The 16,733-nt window shown below is 62.4% G+C and carries 11 protein-coding genes and 1 tRNA gene; 3 read left to right on the top strand and 9 right to left on the bottom strand.

From position 1 onward, the window contains the following. Position 1: 1 nt before the first annotated feature. Positions 2 to 937, bottom strand: coding sequence for a tonB-system energizer ExbB (gene exbB, locus RPMA_RS11665; RefSeq protein WP_211912954.1), 936 nt, complete (start codon positions 935 to 937; stop codon positions 2 to 4). 748 nt (positions 938 to 1,685) lie between these two features. Here exbB and RPMA_RS11660 point away from each other — a divergent pair. Together RPMA_RS11660 and RPMA_RS11655 are read left to right on the top strand one after the other, a co-directional pair. Beyond that, positions 1,686 to 2,840 (top strand): efflux RND transporter periplasmic adaptor subunit, encoded by a 1,155-nt coding sequence (locus tag RPMA_RS11660; protein WP_211912953.1) that lies wholly within the window; start codon positions 1,686 to 1,688, stop codon positions 2,838 to 2,840. A 3-nt stretch (positions 2,841 to 2,843) separates the two neighbouring features. Then, the gene (locus RPMA_RS11655; protein WP_211912952.1) at positions 2,844 to 5,987 is read left to right on the top strand and encodes a multidrug efflux RND transporter permease subunit; all 3,144 of its coding nucleotides are present in this window, start codon (positions 2,844 to 2,846) and stop codon (positions 5,985 to 5,987) included. 3 nt (positions 5,988 to 5,990) lie between these two features. Here RPMA_RS11655 and RPMA_RS11650 read toward each other — a convergent pair whose 3' ends face one another. The 8 genes from RPMA_RS11650 to RPMA_RS11615 all read right to left on the bottom strand — a co-directional run bounded on the left by RPMA_RS11650 (position 5,991) and on the right by RPMA_RS11615 (position 15,851). Beyond that, positions 5,991 to 6,317, bottom strand: coding sequence for a PilZ domain-containing protein (locus RPMA_RS11650; RefSeq protein WP_211912951.1), 327 nt, complete (start codon positions 6,315 to 6,317; stop codon positions 5,991 to 5,993). 208 nt (positions 6,318 to 6,525) lie between these two features. Further along, complete coding sequence (locus tag RPMA_RS11645; protein ID WP_211912950.1) at positions 6,526 to 8,220, bottom strand: methyl-accepting chemotaxis protein; 1,695 nt, start codon at positions 8,218 to 8,220, stop codon at positions 6,526 to 6,528. Positions 8,221 to 8,537: 317 nt separating this feature from the next. After that, positions 8,538 to 10,229 carry a methyl-accepting chemotaxis protein gene (locus RPMA_RS11640; RefSeq protein ID WP_211912949.1) on the bottom strand — a complete coding sequence of 564 codons (1,692 nt, stop codon included), beginning with the start codon at positions 10,227 to 10,229 and terminating at the stop codon, positions 8,538 to 8,540. Between the two features lie 228 nt (positions 10,230 to 10,457). Beyond that, the gene (locus RPMA_RS11635; protein WP_211912948.1) at positions 10,458 to 10,757 is read right to left on the bottom strand and encodes a DUF3325 domain-containing protein; all 300 of its coding nucleotides are present in this window, start codon (positions 10,755 to 10,757) and stop codon (positions 10,458 to 10,460) included. Further along, positions 10,754 to 12,328 carry a PepSY-associated TM helix domain-containing protein gene (locus RPMA_RS11630; protein ID WP_211913619.1) on the bottom strand — a complete coding sequence of 525 codons (1,575 nt, stop codon included), beginning with the start codon at positions 12,326 to 12,328 and terminating at the stop codon, positions 10,754 to 10,756. Before RPMA_RS11630 ends, RPMA_RS11635 begins: the two co-directional genes overlap by 4 nt. Positions 12,329 to 12,393: 65 nt before the next feature. Then, positions 12,394 to 12,675 (bottom strand): DUF3649 domain-containing protein, encoded by a 282-nt coding sequence (locus RPMA_RS11625; protein ID WP_211912947.1) that lies wholly within the window; start codon positions 12,673 to 12,675, stop codon positions 12,394 to 12,396. Further along, positions 12,672 to 13,400, bottom strand: coding sequence for a cobalt ABC transporter substrate-binding protein (locus tag RPMA_RS11620; RefSeq protein ID WP_211912946.1), 729 nt, complete (start codon positions 13,398 to 13,400; stop codon positions 12,672 to 12,674). The genes RPMA_RS11625 and RPMA_RS11620 overlap by 4 nt, the downstream gene beginning before the upstream one ends. Positions 13,401 to 13,535: 135 nt before the next feature. Then, a complete protein-coding gene (locus tag RPMA_RS11615; RefSeq protein WP_211912945.1) occupies positions 13,536 to 15,851 on the bottom strand; it encodes a TonB-dependent receptor in 2,316 nt (771 codons plus the stop codon). Between the two features lie 750 nt (positions 15,852 to 16,601). On the opposite strand from RPMA_RS11615, the gene RPMA_RS11610 reads away from it, so the two are divergent. Then, positions 16,602 to 16,675, top strand: a tRNA-Gln gene (locus RPMA_RS11610). Positions 16,676 to 16,733: the final 58 nt, after the last annotated feature.

The raw sequence follows: 16,733 nt of genomic DNA, 5'->3' as shown, positions 1-16,733 counted from the left end.
GTTATTCAGCCGCCGCACGGACATGTGCACTGGAATGGGTGCGATCGAGATCGCGCGACAACAGACGGCCGGACGCGCCCTGTGCACGCGCGACGATCTCCATATAGCCGCGCGTCACCCGCGCGAAGTGATTGTAGATGATCACCGCCGGAATGGCCGCCACGAGGCCGATGGCGGTGGCGAGCAGCGCTTCGGCGATACCGGGCGCGACCACTGCAAGGTTCGTGGTCTGCGCCTTTGAGATGCCGATGAAGCTGTTCATGATGCCCCAGACGGTGCCGAACAGGCCGACGAAGGGTGAGATGGCGCCGATGGTCGCCAGGATGCTCATGCCCGAGCGGACCTTGCGGCCTTCGGCACGTACGATTTCGCTAAAACTCGACGCTGCGCGTTCCTTGATGCCCTCGTCGCTCGAAATGCCGGCAGACATCCGCCCTTCCCGCAACGCCGCGGCAAGCAGGCGCGACAGCACCGTGCCCTTATCGCCGAGCGCGAGCTGCGCTTCCGACAGCGAACGTGCTTCACCGATCTTGCGTAGCGCGCTCTTCAGGCGGTTGGTCGCCCAAGTCAGCTCCATGAATTTGAAGATGCCGACAGTCCAGGTGAGGACCGATGCCAGCGCGAGGCCGACCATCACCGACTGCACGATGATATCGGCGCCCATGAACATCGCCCATGGCGACAGATCGTGGACGGCCGGCAGCACCGTCGGTGTCGCTGCGGCAGCGGCCGGCTTCGCGGCGGCCGCGTCGACAGCGGCGGGTGCCGGCACTGTCGCTGATGGTGCCTGCACGACCGGCGGTGTGGATGGCGGCGCGACATTGGCCGGCGCGGTGGCGGTCGGGGCGGCAGGCGGCGTCGCCTGCTGCGCGATGAGTGGCGATGCAAACCAGACCGCTGCCAGCACAGCCAGCAATTTAAGAACAGTTCTAAACAAGCTTATACCTCGGCCCAGTAGCAACGGGATTTTGACAGGTGTCGGCCAAACCGGCCGTGTTGAATGCGCCTGCTCCGCAACGGTTCAACTGCATTGAAACGCGCCGTGGAGATCGATGACCTGCTTCGCGGGTGCACATTCCGTATCACGCCCGATCCGGCGACAAAAGATGCGAAGCGCATGGCTGATGTCACGGGCGGCACGACTTGCGATCCAGGCGCTGCATCTACCGCGCGTTTTCTCTCTCCATCAAGACCGCCATGCGCAATCGAACGATCGGCGAGCGCAGTCATGGCTGCGTATGAGAAAGGGACGGAGATCATCTGTATTCAGTACGATTGAAGGGTTGCTGCGGAATGTCGCGCCATTGCGGCGATCTCGCGACTGCGAAGCGATATGGTTTCTTAACGCCATCGACGCCGATTTGCTCACGTCAATCCGTCGCGTCCCGCTTGAATCGCTCCAGATCAAAACGATTCTAAACTAGAGCGCCCACCCCGGTAGGGTCCACGATCGCGTGAACCTGCCCGCCGGCACCATCGGTTCGTTCAAGATGGTCGATCAGCACCGGGCTATCTGGGATCGCGCCCAACCGATGAGCGTGAACGCTGACGTTGCTCCGCTACGCAGAAACACTTGTAAACATGAAGTTTTGGCAATGATGGGCGTTCTCAAGCGCTCGTGTGTTTACACCTTGAGTTGCGGTTTTTAACTGGCCGGATAACGCCCGAGCCTGAGAGAACAAGCCATGATGACGCGCGCCCATCTCCGCTGGACCGGCATTTTACTGCTGGCCGTCCTCATCGGCGGAGGCACCGCTGCGTGGCGGTATCACGGTCACGCGGGCGAGCAACAAAGCGACAGACCACATGGTCCGGCGCCAGTCCCCGTGAAGATTGCCCGCGTCGACAGCAGCGACTTTCCGATCTACCTGACCGGCCTTGGCACCGTGCAGGGCTTCAATACCGTCGTGGTGCGCACGCGGGTCGATGGCCAAATCGACCGGATCGCTTTCACCGAAGGACAGATCGTCAAAGAGGGCGACCTGCTGGCGCAGATCGATCCCCGGCCCTTCCAGGCCGCGCTGGATCAGGCGAAGGCAAAGAAGCAGCAGGACGAAGCCAATCTCGCCAATGCTAATCTCGACCTGCAGCGCTACACCAAACTCGGCGAGTTCGCGACCAAGCAGCAGACCGACACCCAGCGCTCCACCGTGCAGCAGCTCACCGCCCAGATCGCGTCGGATGATGGCGCCATCGCCAATGCGCAGACGCAACTCGACTATACGACGGTGAAGGCGCCGATCGCGGGCGTGGTCGGTTTCCGCCAGGTCGATCAGGGCAACATCGTCAACGCCTCCACGCAGACCGGCATCGTCACCATCGCGCAGATCGAACCGATCGCCGTGATCTTCACGGCGCCGGAGCAGCATCTGGTCGATATCAACGCGCAACTCGCCGCGCATCCGCTCGAGGTCGATGCCTATACGAGCGACGGCAAACGGCTGCTGTCGAAGGGCACGCTGTCGGTGGTCAACAACACCGTCGATACGACCAGCGGCACCATCCGGCTGAAGGCGGTGTTCGACAACAAGGACCATGTGCTGTGGCCGGGCCTGTCGATCTCGACGCGCCTGCTCGTCACCACCTTGCAAAATGCGACTGTCGTGCCCGACGACGCCGTCCAGCACGGCATCGACGGGCTCTATGCCTTCGCGGTCGGCGCCGACAGCAAGGCCGAGGTGCGCAAGATCAAGGTCGGCCGCTCCATCGACGGGCGCACGGTGATCGAGGACGGGCTCGCGCCCGGCGACCGCGTCATCGTCGCCGGGCAATACAAGGTGCAGCCCGGCTCGGTGGTGGCCGCTGCGGTGACGTCGGCCGACGCCGCGAAGGGGCAATAGGCCATGAACGGGGGCATTTCATCGCCGTTCATCCGCTATCCCATCGCGACATCGCTGCTGATGGCCGGCATCCTGTTTGTCGGCCTCGTCGCCTATCCCCTGCTCCCGGTTGCGCCGCTGCCGCAGGTGGACTTCCCAACCGTGCAGGTCTCCGCCACACTGCCGGGCGCAAGCCCGGAGACGATGGCGACCTCGGTGGCGCAGCCGCTGGAACGCCAGTTCGCGCAGATCCCTGGCGTCGCGCAGATGACCTCGACAAGTTCGCTCGGCACGGCGGCGGTGACGATCCAGTTCGATCTCAACCGCTCCATCGACGGTGCCGCCAATGACGTGCAGGCCGCCATCAATGCCGCCAGTGGGCAATTGCCGAAGAGCCTTCCTTCGCCGCCGACCTATCGCAAGGTCAATCCGGCGGATTCGCCGATCATGCTGCTGTCGGCGACATCGGACACGCTCCCCATCACCACTGTCAGCGACAGCGTCGATGCACAGCTTGCGCAGCAGATCAGCCAGATCACCGGCGTTGCGCAGGTGACCATCGGCGGCCAACAGAAGCCGGCAATCCGTGTGCAGATCGATCCCGCCAAACTCGTCGCCAAGGGGCTCGGACTCGAGGACATCCGCACCCAGCTCGCCGTGACGACGGTGGACAGCCCCAAAGGCAATATCGACGGCGCAACGCGCAGCTACACGATCTATGCCAACGACCAGCTGCCGGAGTCGAAGGACTGGAACGACGTCATCATCGCCTATCGCAATGGCGGGCCTCTGCGCGTGCGCGATATCGGCCATGCCGTGACCGGCCCCGAGGACGCCAAGCAGGCTGCCTGGGCGAATGGCAAGCGCGGCGTATTCCTCGTCATTTTCAAGCAACCCGGCGCCAACGTCATCGACACCGTGGACAAGATCAAGGCGGAGCTGCCGCGCCTCGTTGCCGCAATCCCGCCCACGGTCGAGATCAAGGTGCTGAGCGACCGCACGCAGACAATCCGCGCCGCCGTGCAGGACGTACAATTCACCCTGATGCTCACCATCGCGCTGGTGGTGATGGTGATCTTCGTCTTCCTGCGCAATGTCTGGGCGACCGTCATTCCGAGTATCACCGTGCCGCTGGCGCTGCTCGGCGCCTGCGCGCTGATGTGGGTGTTCGGCTATACGCTCGACAATCTCTCACTGATGGCTCTGACAATCTCGGTTGGCTTCGTGGTGGACGATGCCATCGTGATGCTGGAAAACATCACGCGCTATATCGAGGAAGGCGAAACGCCGATGGCGGCGGCTATGACGGGCGCCGGCGAGATCGGTTTCACGATCGTCTCGATCTCGATCTCGCTGGTGGCGGTGCTGATCCCGCTGCTGCTGATGGGCGGCATCATCGGCCGCCTGTTCCGTGAATTCGCCATCACGCTGACCATGGCGATCGTCGTCTCGCTGGTGGTGTCGCTGACGCTGACGCCGATGATGGCCTCGCGTTTCCTGCGCGACGAGAAGCATGCCAAACACGGCCGCTTCTATCAGGTCAGCGAAAACATGTTCGACGCCCTGCTGCGCGCCTATGAGCGCGGGCTTGATCTCGTGCTGCGCTGGCGCCTGACCACGTTGATGGTGTTCTTCGCCACCGTGGCGCTGTCGGTCTATCTGTTCGTCATCATCCCGAAAGGCTTCTTCCCGCAGCAGGACACCGGCCTGATCACCGCGTCCTCGGAAGCCGCGCAGGACATTTCCTTTGCCGATATGCGCAAGCATCAGGAGGAGCTCGGCAAGATCGTGCAGGCCGATCCCGATGTCGCCACCGTCGCCATGGCGATCGGCGGCAATAGCGGCGCGCTCAATACAGGCCGCATGTTCATCACGCTGAAACCGCGCGACGAACGCTCTGCAACCGCACAGCAGATCATCGCGCGGCTGCGACCACAGCTGGAGAAGGTCGAAGGCGCGCGGCTGTTCATGCAGGCAGCGCAGGATGTCCGGCTCGGCGGCCGCGCCACCCGCACGCAGTTCGAATACACGTTGCAAGACGCCAACCTCACCGAGCTGAACGAATGGGCGCCGAAAATCCTCGCCAAGATGCAGACGCTGACTGAGCTGCGCGACGTCGCCACCGACCAGCAGACCAAGGGCACGACGCTGACACTGAGCATCGATCGCGACGCCGCCTCACGCTTCGGCATCCAGCCGCAACTGATAGACGACACGCTGTATGACGCCTTCGGCCAGCGGCAGGTGGCGCAGTTTTTCACCCAGCTCAACAGCTACCATGTCATCCTGGAAATCCTCCCTGAGCTGCAGGGCAAGCTCGACACGCTGGACAAGATCTACATCAAGTCGCCCACCACCGGCGACCAGGTGCCCCTCTCCGCTTTCGCGAAATGGACGACGGTGCCGGTGCGGCCGCTGTCGATCAGCCATCAGGGCCAGTTCCCGGCCATCACCATCAGCTTCAACCTGGCCCAAGGCGTTGCACTCGGCCAGGCCACCGATGCCGTGCAGGTCGCGATGCAGGAGATCGGCGCGCCGGCGACACTCCGCGGCAGTTTCCAGGGCACCGCGCAGGCATTCCAGCAGTCGCTGTCCACTGTGCCGCTACTGATCCTCGCAGCATTGGTCGTGGTCTATCTGATCCTCGGCATTCTCTATGAGAGCTATATCCACCCGCTGACCATTCTCTCCACTTTGCCCTCAGCTGGCGTGGGTGCACTCGCGATCCTGATGGCGTTCGGATTCGATTTCAGCCTGATCGCGCTGATCGGCATCATTCTGCTGATCGGCATCGTGAAGAAGAACGGCATCATGCTGGTGGATTTCGCCATCGCCGCCGAGCGCGACGAGCATCTCGAACCGGAAGCCGCGATCCGCAAGGCAGCGCTCCTGCGGTTCCGCCCGATCATGATGACGACCATGGCGGCCCTTCTCGGCGGTGTGCCGCTGATGCTCGGCACCGGCACGGGCTCGGAAATCCGTCAGCCATTGGGCTATGCGATGGTCGGCGGGCTCATCGTCAGCCAGATGCTGACCCTGTTCACGACGCCGGTGGTCTATGTGTATCTCGACCGGCTGTCCGGCGTGATATCTGGCTGGGGCCGCGGTGGCGGCACCGCGGCGCGGGAAACTTCCCCACATGAACTGGCGAAGCAGGCCGCCGAATAGCGCTCAGGCGCTCACCATGTCGCTGTCGTCGCGCGTGGACGACTTCTTCTTCGTGGTGCCCTTGGTATTGAGGAAGCGGATATCGATCTGCGCGCCGTTCACCTTGACGAGCTCGCAGCGCCGATAGGCCAGCCCTGTCGAGGACAGCAACAGGAAGAATTCCTTCAGATTGAGCCCCTCGATGGAGCTTTCCAGCGTCAGTTCGGCATCATGCATCGAAACGGCTGTCAGCACACAGTTGCGCCGCCAGGTACCATCGATCCCCATGATCCAGACATTGTAACCGCGCCCGAAGGTCACGCGGCCGCCTGATGCGATATCGTCTGCCATCGTCTCTGCTATCACAGCACCGCACGCGAGCGCGCAGTCTGAAAGGAATTGGTCGCAATGAAAGCCAACTGCGCACAACGAATGTGCACGCTGGCAGCAAATCACTAAGAGATCGCCAATATCTAGATGCCGCACCGTGAATGCACGCTGCGCTTGCAGAAAAGCCGGCAATTTCATGCCGGCTTTTACAAGTTGATGGTTCCGTGCGTCAGGCAGCCCTGACTGCGTTCAGGAACCTGCTGACTTCCACCTTCAGGCGCGTACTATCCGACGACAGCGACTGTGCGGCCGAAAGCACCTGGGTCGAGGCAGATCCAGTCTCGCTGGCGCCGCGCTGGACATCGGTGATGTTGGCCGACACCTGCATGGTGCCCTGTGCCGCCTGCTGGACGTTGCGCGAGATTTCCTGCGTCGCGGCGCCCTGCTCTTCCACCGCAGAGGCGATGGTCGAAGCAATCTCCGACATGCGGCCGATGGTGTCACCGATCTCCTTGATCGCACCGACCGACTCCTGCGTCGCCGCCTGGATGCCGGAAATCTGCGTCGAGATTTCGCCGGTGGCCTTGGCGGTCTGCTCGGCGAGCGCCTTCACTTCCGATGCGACCACCGCGAAGCCCTTGCCGGCATCGCCTGCGCGGGCCGCTTCGATGGTGGCGTTGAGCGCCAGCAGGTTTGTCTGGCCGGCGATGTTGTTGATGAGCTCGACGACATCGCCGATGCGGGCGGCTGCGCTGGCAAGCTGGCTGACACGATCATTGGTGACGCGGGCCTGCTCGACGGCCTGGCCGGCGATTGCCGCGGAATCCTGCACCTGGCGGCTGATCTCGTTCACCGACGACGCCATCTCTTCCGTGGCAGAGGCGACCGACTGCACATTGGTGGATGCTTCTTCCGACGCTGCCGCCACCGACGTGGTCAGTTCCTGCGAGCGTTCGGCCGTTGCCGTCAACGTTCCCGCCGATGCTTCGAGTTCGGTCGATGCCGACGACACGGTCTCCACGATCTCGCCGATCATGGCTTCGAATTCGCGGGTGATGTTGTCGACGCGGCGGCCGCGCTCGATCTTGGCTTCGGCATCGACGGCGGCGGCTTCATCGGCGGCGCGCTTGTCGATCAGCGCCTGCTTGAACACCTGCAGGGCGTCGCCCATGGTGCCGATCTCGGTCTTCATGCCCTGATGCGGCACCACCGCGGTGAGATCGCCGGCGCCGAGCGACTGCATCGGCTTCACGATGGAGGCGATACCCGACGACACGTCGCGTACCAGATAGATACCGATGCCGATGCCGAAAATGGCCGAGAGTCCGAGAATGACGGCGATGGTCGCAAAGGCCGTGCTGTAGTCATCCTCAGCGTCCGTGCCCGCCTTGTCGGCGCCTCTATTGTTCAGATCGATGAGGCGCGTCAGCAGTGCATCCGCCTTCTGTCCCTGCGGAACGGCCTTGGTGTCGTTCAAACTGTTCGGCTCCCGCGGGAATACGCCCGGCGTAGTCGCGCGCGACTGCGCGAGCACCTCTTGCGCCACCTTCATATAGGTGCCCCACTCCCGCGCCCACTCATCATAGATCGCGCGCTCTTCAGCAGAGGTAATCAATTTCTCGTATGTCTGACGAGTTTTGGTGGTGAGATCGTCCTGTGCCTGCAGCCGCGTTTCGGCAGCGGCCTTCGCGTCGGCCGTCTCCGACAGAAGATGCCCGCGTAGCACGCTGCGATAATTTACCGCCCCCGTACGCATAAGACCGAGTGCGCGCACGCTCGGCAGCCAGCTGCTCTTGATCTCTACTGTCTTCGAATAGATGTAGCCCATCTTGTAGATGGCAAGAATTCCCATACCGGACATGCCGATCAGCAGCAGAGAAATAACAATCGCAATCTTGTTACGAATGGAGAGGCGAGAGAACATGAGTCATCATTCCTTCGATCAGGGATCGTTGGCGTCAGCTTGAAGAGGGTTTCGTTTTTGAAATGAGACGCTAAACGCGTCGTCGGCACCTGACCGACAGGGGCCACGGTCCCATCGAATCGGAGACCTTCACCCGTGCGTTCTGCTTAGCGGCACGGAAGTTAAGAAGCCGTGCAATAGCTTGGCCTCAAAGGTATCCGAAAACTCTTCGGAACAAAAATTGTTCGCTTCGTGAACGCGACGGTTGGTCGCGCATCGGCGCATGAAAAAGGCCGGCGCTTTCGCACCGGCCTCTTTAATCAACGATGTCGCCTGCGTCAGGCAGCGCGCACCGCATTGAGGAAGTTGCTGACTTCCACCTTCAGGCGCGTGCTGTCGGACGACAGCGACTGCGCGGCCGACAGCACCTGCGACGACGCCGAACCGGTCTCGCTGGCGCCGCGCTGGACATCGGTGATGTTCGCCGACACCTGCATGGTGCCCTGCGCGGCCTGCTGGACATTGCGCGAAATCTCCTGCGTCGCAGCGCCCTGCTCTTCCACGGCCGAAGCGATGGTCGAGGCGATCTCGGACATGCGGCCGATGGTGTCGCCGATCTCCTTGATGGCGCCGACGGACTCCTGCGTCGCGGCCTGAATGCCGGAAATCTGCGTCGAGATCTCGCCGGTAGCCTTCGCGGTCTGCTCGGCCAGCGCCTTCACTTCCGATGCGACGACCGCGAAGCCGCGACCGGCTTCGCCGGCACGCGCCGCCTCGATGGTGGCGTTCAGCGCCAGCAGGTTGGTCTGGCCAGCGATATTGTTGATGAGTTCGACGACGTCACCGATGCGCGCGGCCGCATTGGCGAGTTCGCTGACGCGGTCATTGGTCTTGCGCGCCTGATCGACGGCCTGATTGGCGATGTTTGACGACTCCTGAACCTGACGGCTGATCTCGTTGACCGACGACGCCATTTCCTCGGTGGCCGACGCGACCGATTGCACATTGGTCGAGGCCTGTTCGGACGCGGCTGCAACCGACGTGGTCAGCTCCTGCGAACGCTCGGCAGTGGCGGTCAGCGTGCCTGCCGACGCTTCGAGCTCGGTCGAGGCCGAGGACACCGTCTCGACGATCTCACCGATCATGGCTTCAAAGTCGCGCGTGATGCCATCGACCCGGCGACCGCGCTCGATCTTGGCTTCGGCATCGGCAGCAGCAGCCTGATCGGCGGCGCGCTTGTCGATCAGCGCCTGCTTGAACACCTGCAGCGCATCGCCCATCGTGCCCATTTCGGTCTTCATGCCCTGATGCGGCACATGCGCGGTGAGATCGCCGTCGCCGAGCGCCTGCATCGGCTTCACGATCGATGCGATGCCCGCCGAGACGTCACGCACCAGATAGATGCTGACGGCGACGCCAAAGATGGCGGCAATACCGATGATGCTGATGACCAGCATAATGGCACTGTCATAGCTCGCAGCCGCATCGGCACCCGCGACCTCGGACCCCTTGTCGTTCAGGTCGATGTCCTTGTTGAGCAACTCATCCGCCTTGAGACCAAGCGGATTGACGGTCTTGGTATTCAGCTCAATGGCCTCACGCGGCATCTGGCCGGCGGCCTTGCGCGACAGCGCCATGACCTCGATCGTGCCCTTCCTGTAGGCGTCCCATGCACGCGTCCATTCGTCGTAAAGCGCGCGCTCCTGCGGCGAACTGATCATTTTTTCATAACGCGCGCGAATGGCGTCATTGCTCGCGATGACCGTCTCGGCCGTCTTCTCGTTCGCGAGCTTGTCTTCCAGGACCTCTTGCAGCATGTGCTGGCGGATGACGTTGCGATAAGTAATGGTGCCGGCGCGGAGCTGGCCGAGCGCCTTCATGCTCGGCAGCCAGTTGGTCGCGATATCGGTCGTGTTCGCATTGATAGAGCGCATCTTGCTGAGCGCGAGCACACCGAGCCCGGCCATAGCCAGCAAAAGAAATGTGACGACGATGGAAATCTTGGCTCTGATGGACAGGCTGGCAAGCATGGCAAAGGGTCCCTCGGCTTTCGGCCGTTGGTCCGCAAACTGCGGCGTGTGTTGAGCAATGATGAGGTCAGCTGAAATGCGGGTGCACGGCGGCAGACGCGAAACCAGCGGCGTTTTCGTCGTCTGATTCCACCCGTGCAAATTGTAGGTATTTTGTAAATTGCCGGTAAAGACTGCGGCAATCTGACCAACAATTTGCCCCTGCGGGGACCTACGGATTGATGAATATCAATTCGATCGGCGTGCGGACGGGCTGCTCATTCGCATCCGCGCGATCAACGCCACCAGCACGACGCCTGCCGCAAGGCTGGTATGGCCGCTGAACATCACGAGTCCAAGCCCCCAACCAGCCTGCGCCACGAGAACGCCGAGCGCCAGCAGCAGCGCACAGGAGCCCACGGTACGCAGCGCGTATGTCATGGCCGGCCGCAGCGCCCTCTTGAACACATCGCGCTGCTGGCGATGCGTGGCCAATGCCAGGGATGCAAAGCCGGCCACACAGAGCATGAGTGCGAACAGATGGCTCATACTGCGCTCTCGTTCGATGCGACGGTCATCGACGGTTGCCGGCAGGCCTTGCGCTTCGCATGAGACGCGGCGGTCCGCCGCCCCGTGCGGATGGCGAGCACGGCATGCAGCCAGGCGAGAACCCAGCACGTGACGTCGATGCCGACGAAGATCCAGTCGCCTTCGGCAAGGCTATGCCAGAACGGGCGTGCGGTGGTCAGCGCATTGAGGACCGGCAGCAGGAACAGCAGCACCGACGCTGCCCAGAGCTGCTCGATCCAGGCCGCTCGCGCCGGACGCACCAGCGCATGGAGCAAGGTGAGCGCCCATATGATGAAAAACGCATCGATTTCCCAATTGGCGCGCCCCTGCAGCTGGGTTGGCAGCAGCCGATTGGCCCACAGGAAGCCCGTCATGGCGATGGACAGACCAGCGATGCTCGCGATGTTCAGCCGCTCCACCACCCGGAAGCCGAAATAAGGACGTTCGGGATCAGGCAATCGCTGCCGTCGCTTGACGGTCCACATCACCAGCCCGGTGCCGACCATGGCGGTTCCTGCAAAGCTGACGAGGAAATAGAGCCACCTTGTCACAGTGTCGCTGAAGCGCCCGAGATGAAGCGCGTAGAGAACGCCACGCGTCTCGGCGGCTGCACCGACATGATCGCGCACCGAGAGCAGTTTGCCGGTGGTGCCGTCGAATTCCATATATTGCGGGCTCATGGAGACACGCCCGGGATCGCCGCGCGTCACCGCCACGCGTGCGGTGGAATCGCCGGGATTGACGACGTTGACGCGGCCGACGTTGTCGCGCCCCCAGCGCTCCTGCGCTTGCCGCACCATGTCCTCCACCGACGCTAGCGGCACTTTCTGTCCGCTCGGTTTGCCGGCCGGCGTGAAGGCACTGAGTTCGGACTGGAGTTGCTGGCGTTCGGCCGGGTTATTGAAGGCCGCGCGCTCGCCCCACGGCATGTAGAGCGCCATCAGGGTCACGAGGCCCGTATAGGTGATCATGATATGGAACGGCAGACCGAACACCGACAGTGCGTTGTGGGCATCGAGCCACGAGCGCTGGCCCTTGCCCCAGCGGAAGGTGAAGAAGTCGACGAAGATCTTTTTGTGCGTGATGACGCCGCTGACGATGGCGACCAGCATGAACATGGCCGCGATGCCGGCAAGCCACCTGCCCCACACCACCGGCATGTAGTGAAACTGGAAATGAAAGCGATAGAAGAACTCGCCGCCCTGCGTGTCGCGCGACGTGACCTTCGCGCCGGTGGTCGGATCGAACTGCGCTTCACCGAAACCACGCTGGCCGGCTGTGCGGGGCGCGCGCCAGAACGCGTAGACGCTGTTGTTGCGTGAATCGGGAAGGCGCATGCTCCACTGCGACGTGCCGGGCGCGACATTGGCGAGTTCATCGGCGATCTGCTGCGCCACCACGGCCTGATCCGGCACTTCAACGAGGCGCGCCAGTTCTGGCCGCGTCCATTGCGAGATCTCGTCCTTGAAATAGGACACCGTGCCGGTGAGGAACATGGCGTAGAGCACCCAGCCCAGCAGCAGGCCGACCCAGGTGTGCAGGTCGGACATGCTCTGGCGGATACCGCGTCCGGCCGCTTGTTCCTCGGAGACTGTCTTCACGCGCGCCTTCATCCTCACGACACCGGCCACGCCGCCAGCGCGAGCGGCACTGCCACCACGATCAAACCGATCCACGCCTTCAGCGCACTGCGCACGGCAAACACCCAGATCACCGCCCCCGCATAAATCGCAAAGCTCGTCAACATGCCGGTGAGCACCGCCTGAGGCTTGCTCATGGGCAAAGCAAGCACGGCGACGCTGGCAAGCGCGGCAATCGCATAGCCGCCGAACAACGCAGCGACGATGCGCGAGATGAGCGGCCCCGTTGCGCAGACCCGGTTGACGAACGCGTTCATTTGCCCGGTGTGGCCGCCGGGCCTGCAGGAATGGGCGCAAGGCCGCTGGCGTTCACGTAAGTCACGGCGGTCGCATAGCTCACGCCGTCATACTTCTCTGCACCATTGGCACCAGCGCGTTCGCCCGCAGTACGGTCGGTGAAGCTGACTTCGGCCACATATGTCCCCTTCCAGGGCATGTCGAACTTCACGAGGCCCTGCTCGTCGGTGGTCGCTTCCTTCGACCAGCCGGACTCCGTCACCAGCGTCACCTTGGTCTTGGCCTTGGGCTGTTCCTTGAAGAACAGCTTGAACTCGCCATCACGGCCGGTCGGCACGAGATCGAGGATCAGCTTCGGCTTCTGTTCGGCGAAGCCAGTGATGAGGCGTGCTGCCGGATAGAACCAGTTGGTGGTGTCCTTGCCCTGCTGCTTCCACGTATAGAGCGGATAGCTGGCATCCTCAGCGACGATACCGTCACCGGATGCAGCCTTGAACGGCAGCGTGAAGCCATTTGCGGTCTTCGTCGCATCCGACTTCTGTTCGCCCTTGGCGGAAATCAGCGTACCCGTCGGCTTGCCGAACTTGTCGAGCAGACCCGGCGATGCCTCGCGCAGATTCTCACCGAATTCGCCGAAGCGAATGATCGCGTTCTGCCCCTCGGCCTGCTCGATCCAGATCTGATGCGCCTGCGCGGACGCGACAGTCGCGAGCAAAGCAACGGCGGAAATGGACAGCTTCATCATGATGGAGACCTCTGGAAACAATGGATCAGGCAGAAACAACAAGCGCCGGGACCGCATGCGGCCCCGGCGGATGTGAACGTGACATGATCGGGGCGCGTCCGATTGCCGGCGCGTCCCGCTCATGGCTGCAGACGATCAGAAATCGAATGCTGCCGACACGACATAAGTGCGCGGCGAACCGACCGTGACGAAGTTGCCGGTGGTCAGCCAGTAATTCTCGCCGGTGACGTTCTCGATATTCGCGCGGATCGTGACTGGCTTGCCGGTGATCGCCGTCGTCGTGTAGCGCGCACCGATATCCAGGCGGGTCCAGTCCGAGAAGCGCTGGTTCGGCAGGTTGGCGCTGGTGAGATAGGACTGGCCGGTATAGATCACGCGCCCGTTGAGCGAGAGACCATAGACCCACGGCGTGTCCCAATCGAGGCCCGCCGAGAACGTCTTGTCCGGCACGCCGGCCGCATCATTGCCGCGCTCCAGCGGATTGGTCGGATTGGTCAGTTCAGGCTTCAGGAAAGTCGCGCTGACCAGGCCGCGCAGGCCGGGCATCACCAGGCCGTAAGCGTTCAGCTCGAGACCACGGTTGCGCTGCTCGCCGTTATAGGAGAGTTCGCCAGCCGGGGTCGTCTGCGTCGCCGGGCGTGTGATCTGGAACACCGCAGCCGTTGTCGTGATGGTGCCCCAATCGACCTTGACGCCGGCTTCCTGCTGCTTCGACTTGAAGGGCGCGAGCACGGCACCCGCATTGGTGTAGTTGTTGGGCGCGCCACCGGGGACGACCTGCCCCTGGCTCAGGCCTTCAGCGTAGTTCGCATAGAGCGACACGTTGTGCCATGGCTTGAACACGACACCGGCAAGCGGCGTCGTTGCACCGGAATCGTAGCTCGCCCCCGGGACACCAGAGACCGGATTGAACGCGTCCTGCTTCACCATCTGATGGCGCACGCCGACGGTCACCAGGAACATGTCATTCAGGAAGGACATGGTGTCCGCGATGGCCACGCTCGTGCGCGTGATGTCGCTGGCCTTTCCTGGCGTCAGACGCGGGACGGTGATCATCGGCAGCGGCAGCGGGTTGTAGATATTCGACGAGATGGCCTGGGCTGCAGGATTGACCGACGAGGAGTTGCCATTCTCCTGCTGGAAGCCACTGAAGCCGACATTGACCGAATGGCCGATGAAGCCCGTATTGAAGCGCGACCGCAGACCGACATTGCCGCTCAGCGTCTTGCTATAGGAATCGTAGTAGCCATTGCCGACCCGGAAATTGCCGAGCGCATCCATGCCGGTGGGGCCACCCACGCGCGAATCCGGGAAGATCTGTTCGTTCTTGCCCTCGCGATAGCCGATCCCGGCATAGGCCGTCACGGCGTCGGCCAGATCGTATTCGAAGCTCGATGCGATCGTGTTGTCACGCTGCGTCAGCATCGTGCCCGGATACCAGTTGCTGCGCGCATCCGGCGGCGCCGGAATGAACGGCACGGTTGCCTGGACGGTCATCTGCGGACGGAAGTTCTTCGTATCGTCGTTCTGCGAAATCGCATCCAGCGTCCAGCGGAAACGTTCGCCACGATAATCGAGCGACAATGCGCCGAGGCCGGCGCGCCAGTTGCCGCCATCCACCGAGGCTTCGCCGTTGCGGCCGACGCCGTTGAAGCGGACACCCCACTCCTTGTTCGCGCCGAAGCGCTGGCTCGTCTCCAGATGCATACCGTAATTGCCGGCGCTCATGAAGAACGGCGTCAGGCGCGAGAACGGCACTTCGCCGGCACGCTTGGTCGCGATGTTGATGCCGCCGCCGACGCTGCTGCCGGGGGCCATGCCGTTGATCAAGGCGCCCGGCCCCTTGAGCAGTTCGATCCGCTCGATGATCTGCGAGGGCACGCGGCTGGAGGATACCAGTCCGTAAAGGCCGTTGAGACCGACATCGCCCGAACCAACCTGGAAGCCGCGAATCTGGAACGTGTCGTCGAAACCGTTGCCGCCCGTCGTCGTACGTACGGATGCGTCATTGATCAGCGTATCGGCTGCAGTACGCCCCTGCTGGTTCTCGATCAGCTCCGATGTGTAGTTCACCGTGCTGAACGGCGTGTTCATCACGCTCGTGCTACCGAGCAGGCCCAGCGTGCCGCCGGTCGCGACCTGGCCACCGGCATAAGCGGGCGCCGGCGTGCCGATCGTGCGCGTGGTTCCCATCGTGGTGGTCGGTGCAACCGGCTGTTCGGTCTGCTGACGCGGCGCCACGCGGGTGACGCGCTGAGGCGCGGTACGCGTGCGCACGGTCGATGTGCGTGCGCGCTGCTGAGGTGCATCGACCGCGATCGGCGGCAACGTTTGCGACGACGCGGTCTGCGCATCGGCTTCGGAGGAACTCACGCCGCTCAGGCACAGCGTGACAACGCCAGTCGCCACGCCAGCATACAAACGGCTCTTACAGGTCTTGAAGTAGGTCACGAACGCCCCTCAGTGAATCAGAGGCGACTGACTAGGAAGGTGAAGCTGCGCGGACAACAAAGCGCGTTTAGAATCGTTTTACGATAGCGAGAGAGCGCTTTGGAGCATTGCATCTACACATTGCGGCGGAACCCGCGTTCAAGTGTCGATCGATATTGTTCGATATCTCCGGAAACACTTCTCCCGTAGAACGAAATCCATCATCGCGCACGACGCCAATCATGCGACGCTTCGACATCTCTACACCCCCAAGCTGCGCGCGAGAGCCGCAGCACAGGCGACCATCTGCCACACATCAAATGAGATCTTCGCTCGAAGATTAAACGCACGGATTGTCAGAACGTCCTTGTCGACGACGACTCGTGTGGACAACGCAATTCATCAGCGTGAATAATTCAGCACTTTCAGCCTGCTTCCGTCGCCCGCGCGTCTCACAGGCTGAGGGCAAAAGAAGGACACCGATGCAGGGAGCATCACGTGTGGATCGCATGCGAACGATGCCGCCCGGACCAACGAGCGTATCGTGCCTCAGCTGTTTCACGCGGGACATTGGTGGGCTGTCCAAAGAAAAAAGTCTCAACGTCCCGCGTGCAGCGTTTTCCCCAGCGGAGTCTCCACCGTTCAAACACACCGTCATCGTCAGCGAAGCCCTTGCGCTTTGTCCTGAGGACGGGCTAGAAGGCGCGCAACGAGATGACGTTCTCGTCCGACCGATTCCAGACGGCGCTTCGACAGCAGCTCTGGATCGCTTGGGGAATGGTGTAACGGTAGCACAACAGACTCTGACTCTGTTTGTCTTGGTTCGAATCCAGGTTCCCCAGCCAGTTCAGGCAGGAAAAACGTCGAAAAATCATAAATTTAGATAGAAACACCGATCACCCA

Source organism: Tardiphaga alba (genome assembly GCF_018279705.1).
Taxonomy (GTDB): domain Bacteria; phylum Pseudomonadota; class Alphaproteobacteria; order Rhizobiales; family Xanthobacteraceae; genus Tardiphaga; species Tardiphaga alba.
This window is presented reverse-complemented; position numbering and strand designations above follow the sequence as displayed.

What these genes read in the sequence shown, in the direction of transcription:
- RPMA_RS11660 (WP_211912953.1), top strand. Translation starts at nt 1,686, where the DNA reads ATGATGACGCGCGCCCATCTCCGCTGGACCGGCATTTTACTGCTGGCC.
- RPMA_RS11655 (WP_211912952.1), top strand. Translation starts at nt 2,844, where the DNA reads ATGAACGGGGGCATTTCATCGCCGTTCATCCGCTATCCCATCGCGACA.
- RPMA_RS11650 (WP_211912951.1), bottom strand. Translation starts at nt 6,317, where the DNA reads ATGGCAGACGATATCGCATCAGGCGGCCGCGTGACCTTCGGGCGCGGT.
- RPMA_RS11645 (WP_211912950.1), bottom strand. Translation starts at nt 8,220, where the DNA reads ATGTTCTCTCGCCTCTCCATTCGTAACAAGATTGCGATTGTTATTTCT.
- RPMA_RS11640 (WP_211912949.1), bottom strand. Translation starts at nt 10,229, where the DNA reads ATGCTTGCCAGCCTGTCCATCAGAGCCAAGATTTCCATCGTCGTCACA.
- RPMA_RS11635 (WP_211912948.1), bottom strand. Translation starts at nt 10,757, where the DNA reads ATGAGCCATCTGTTCGCACTCATGCTCTGTGTGGCCGGCTTTGCATCC.
- RPMA_RS11630 (WP_211913619.1), bottom strand. Translation starts at nt 12,328, where the DNA reads ATGTCCGACCTGCACACCTGGGTCGGCCTGCTGCTGGGCTGGGTGCTC.
- RPMA_RS11625 (WP_211912947.1), bottom strand. Translation starts at nt 12,675, where the DNA reads ATGAACGCGTTCGTCAACCGGGTCTGCGCAACGGGGCCGCTCATCTCG.
- RPMA_RS11620 (WP_211912946.1), bottom strand. Translation starts at nt 13,400, where the DNA reads ATGATGAAGCTGTCCATTTCCGCCGTTGCTTTGCTCGCGACTGTCGCG.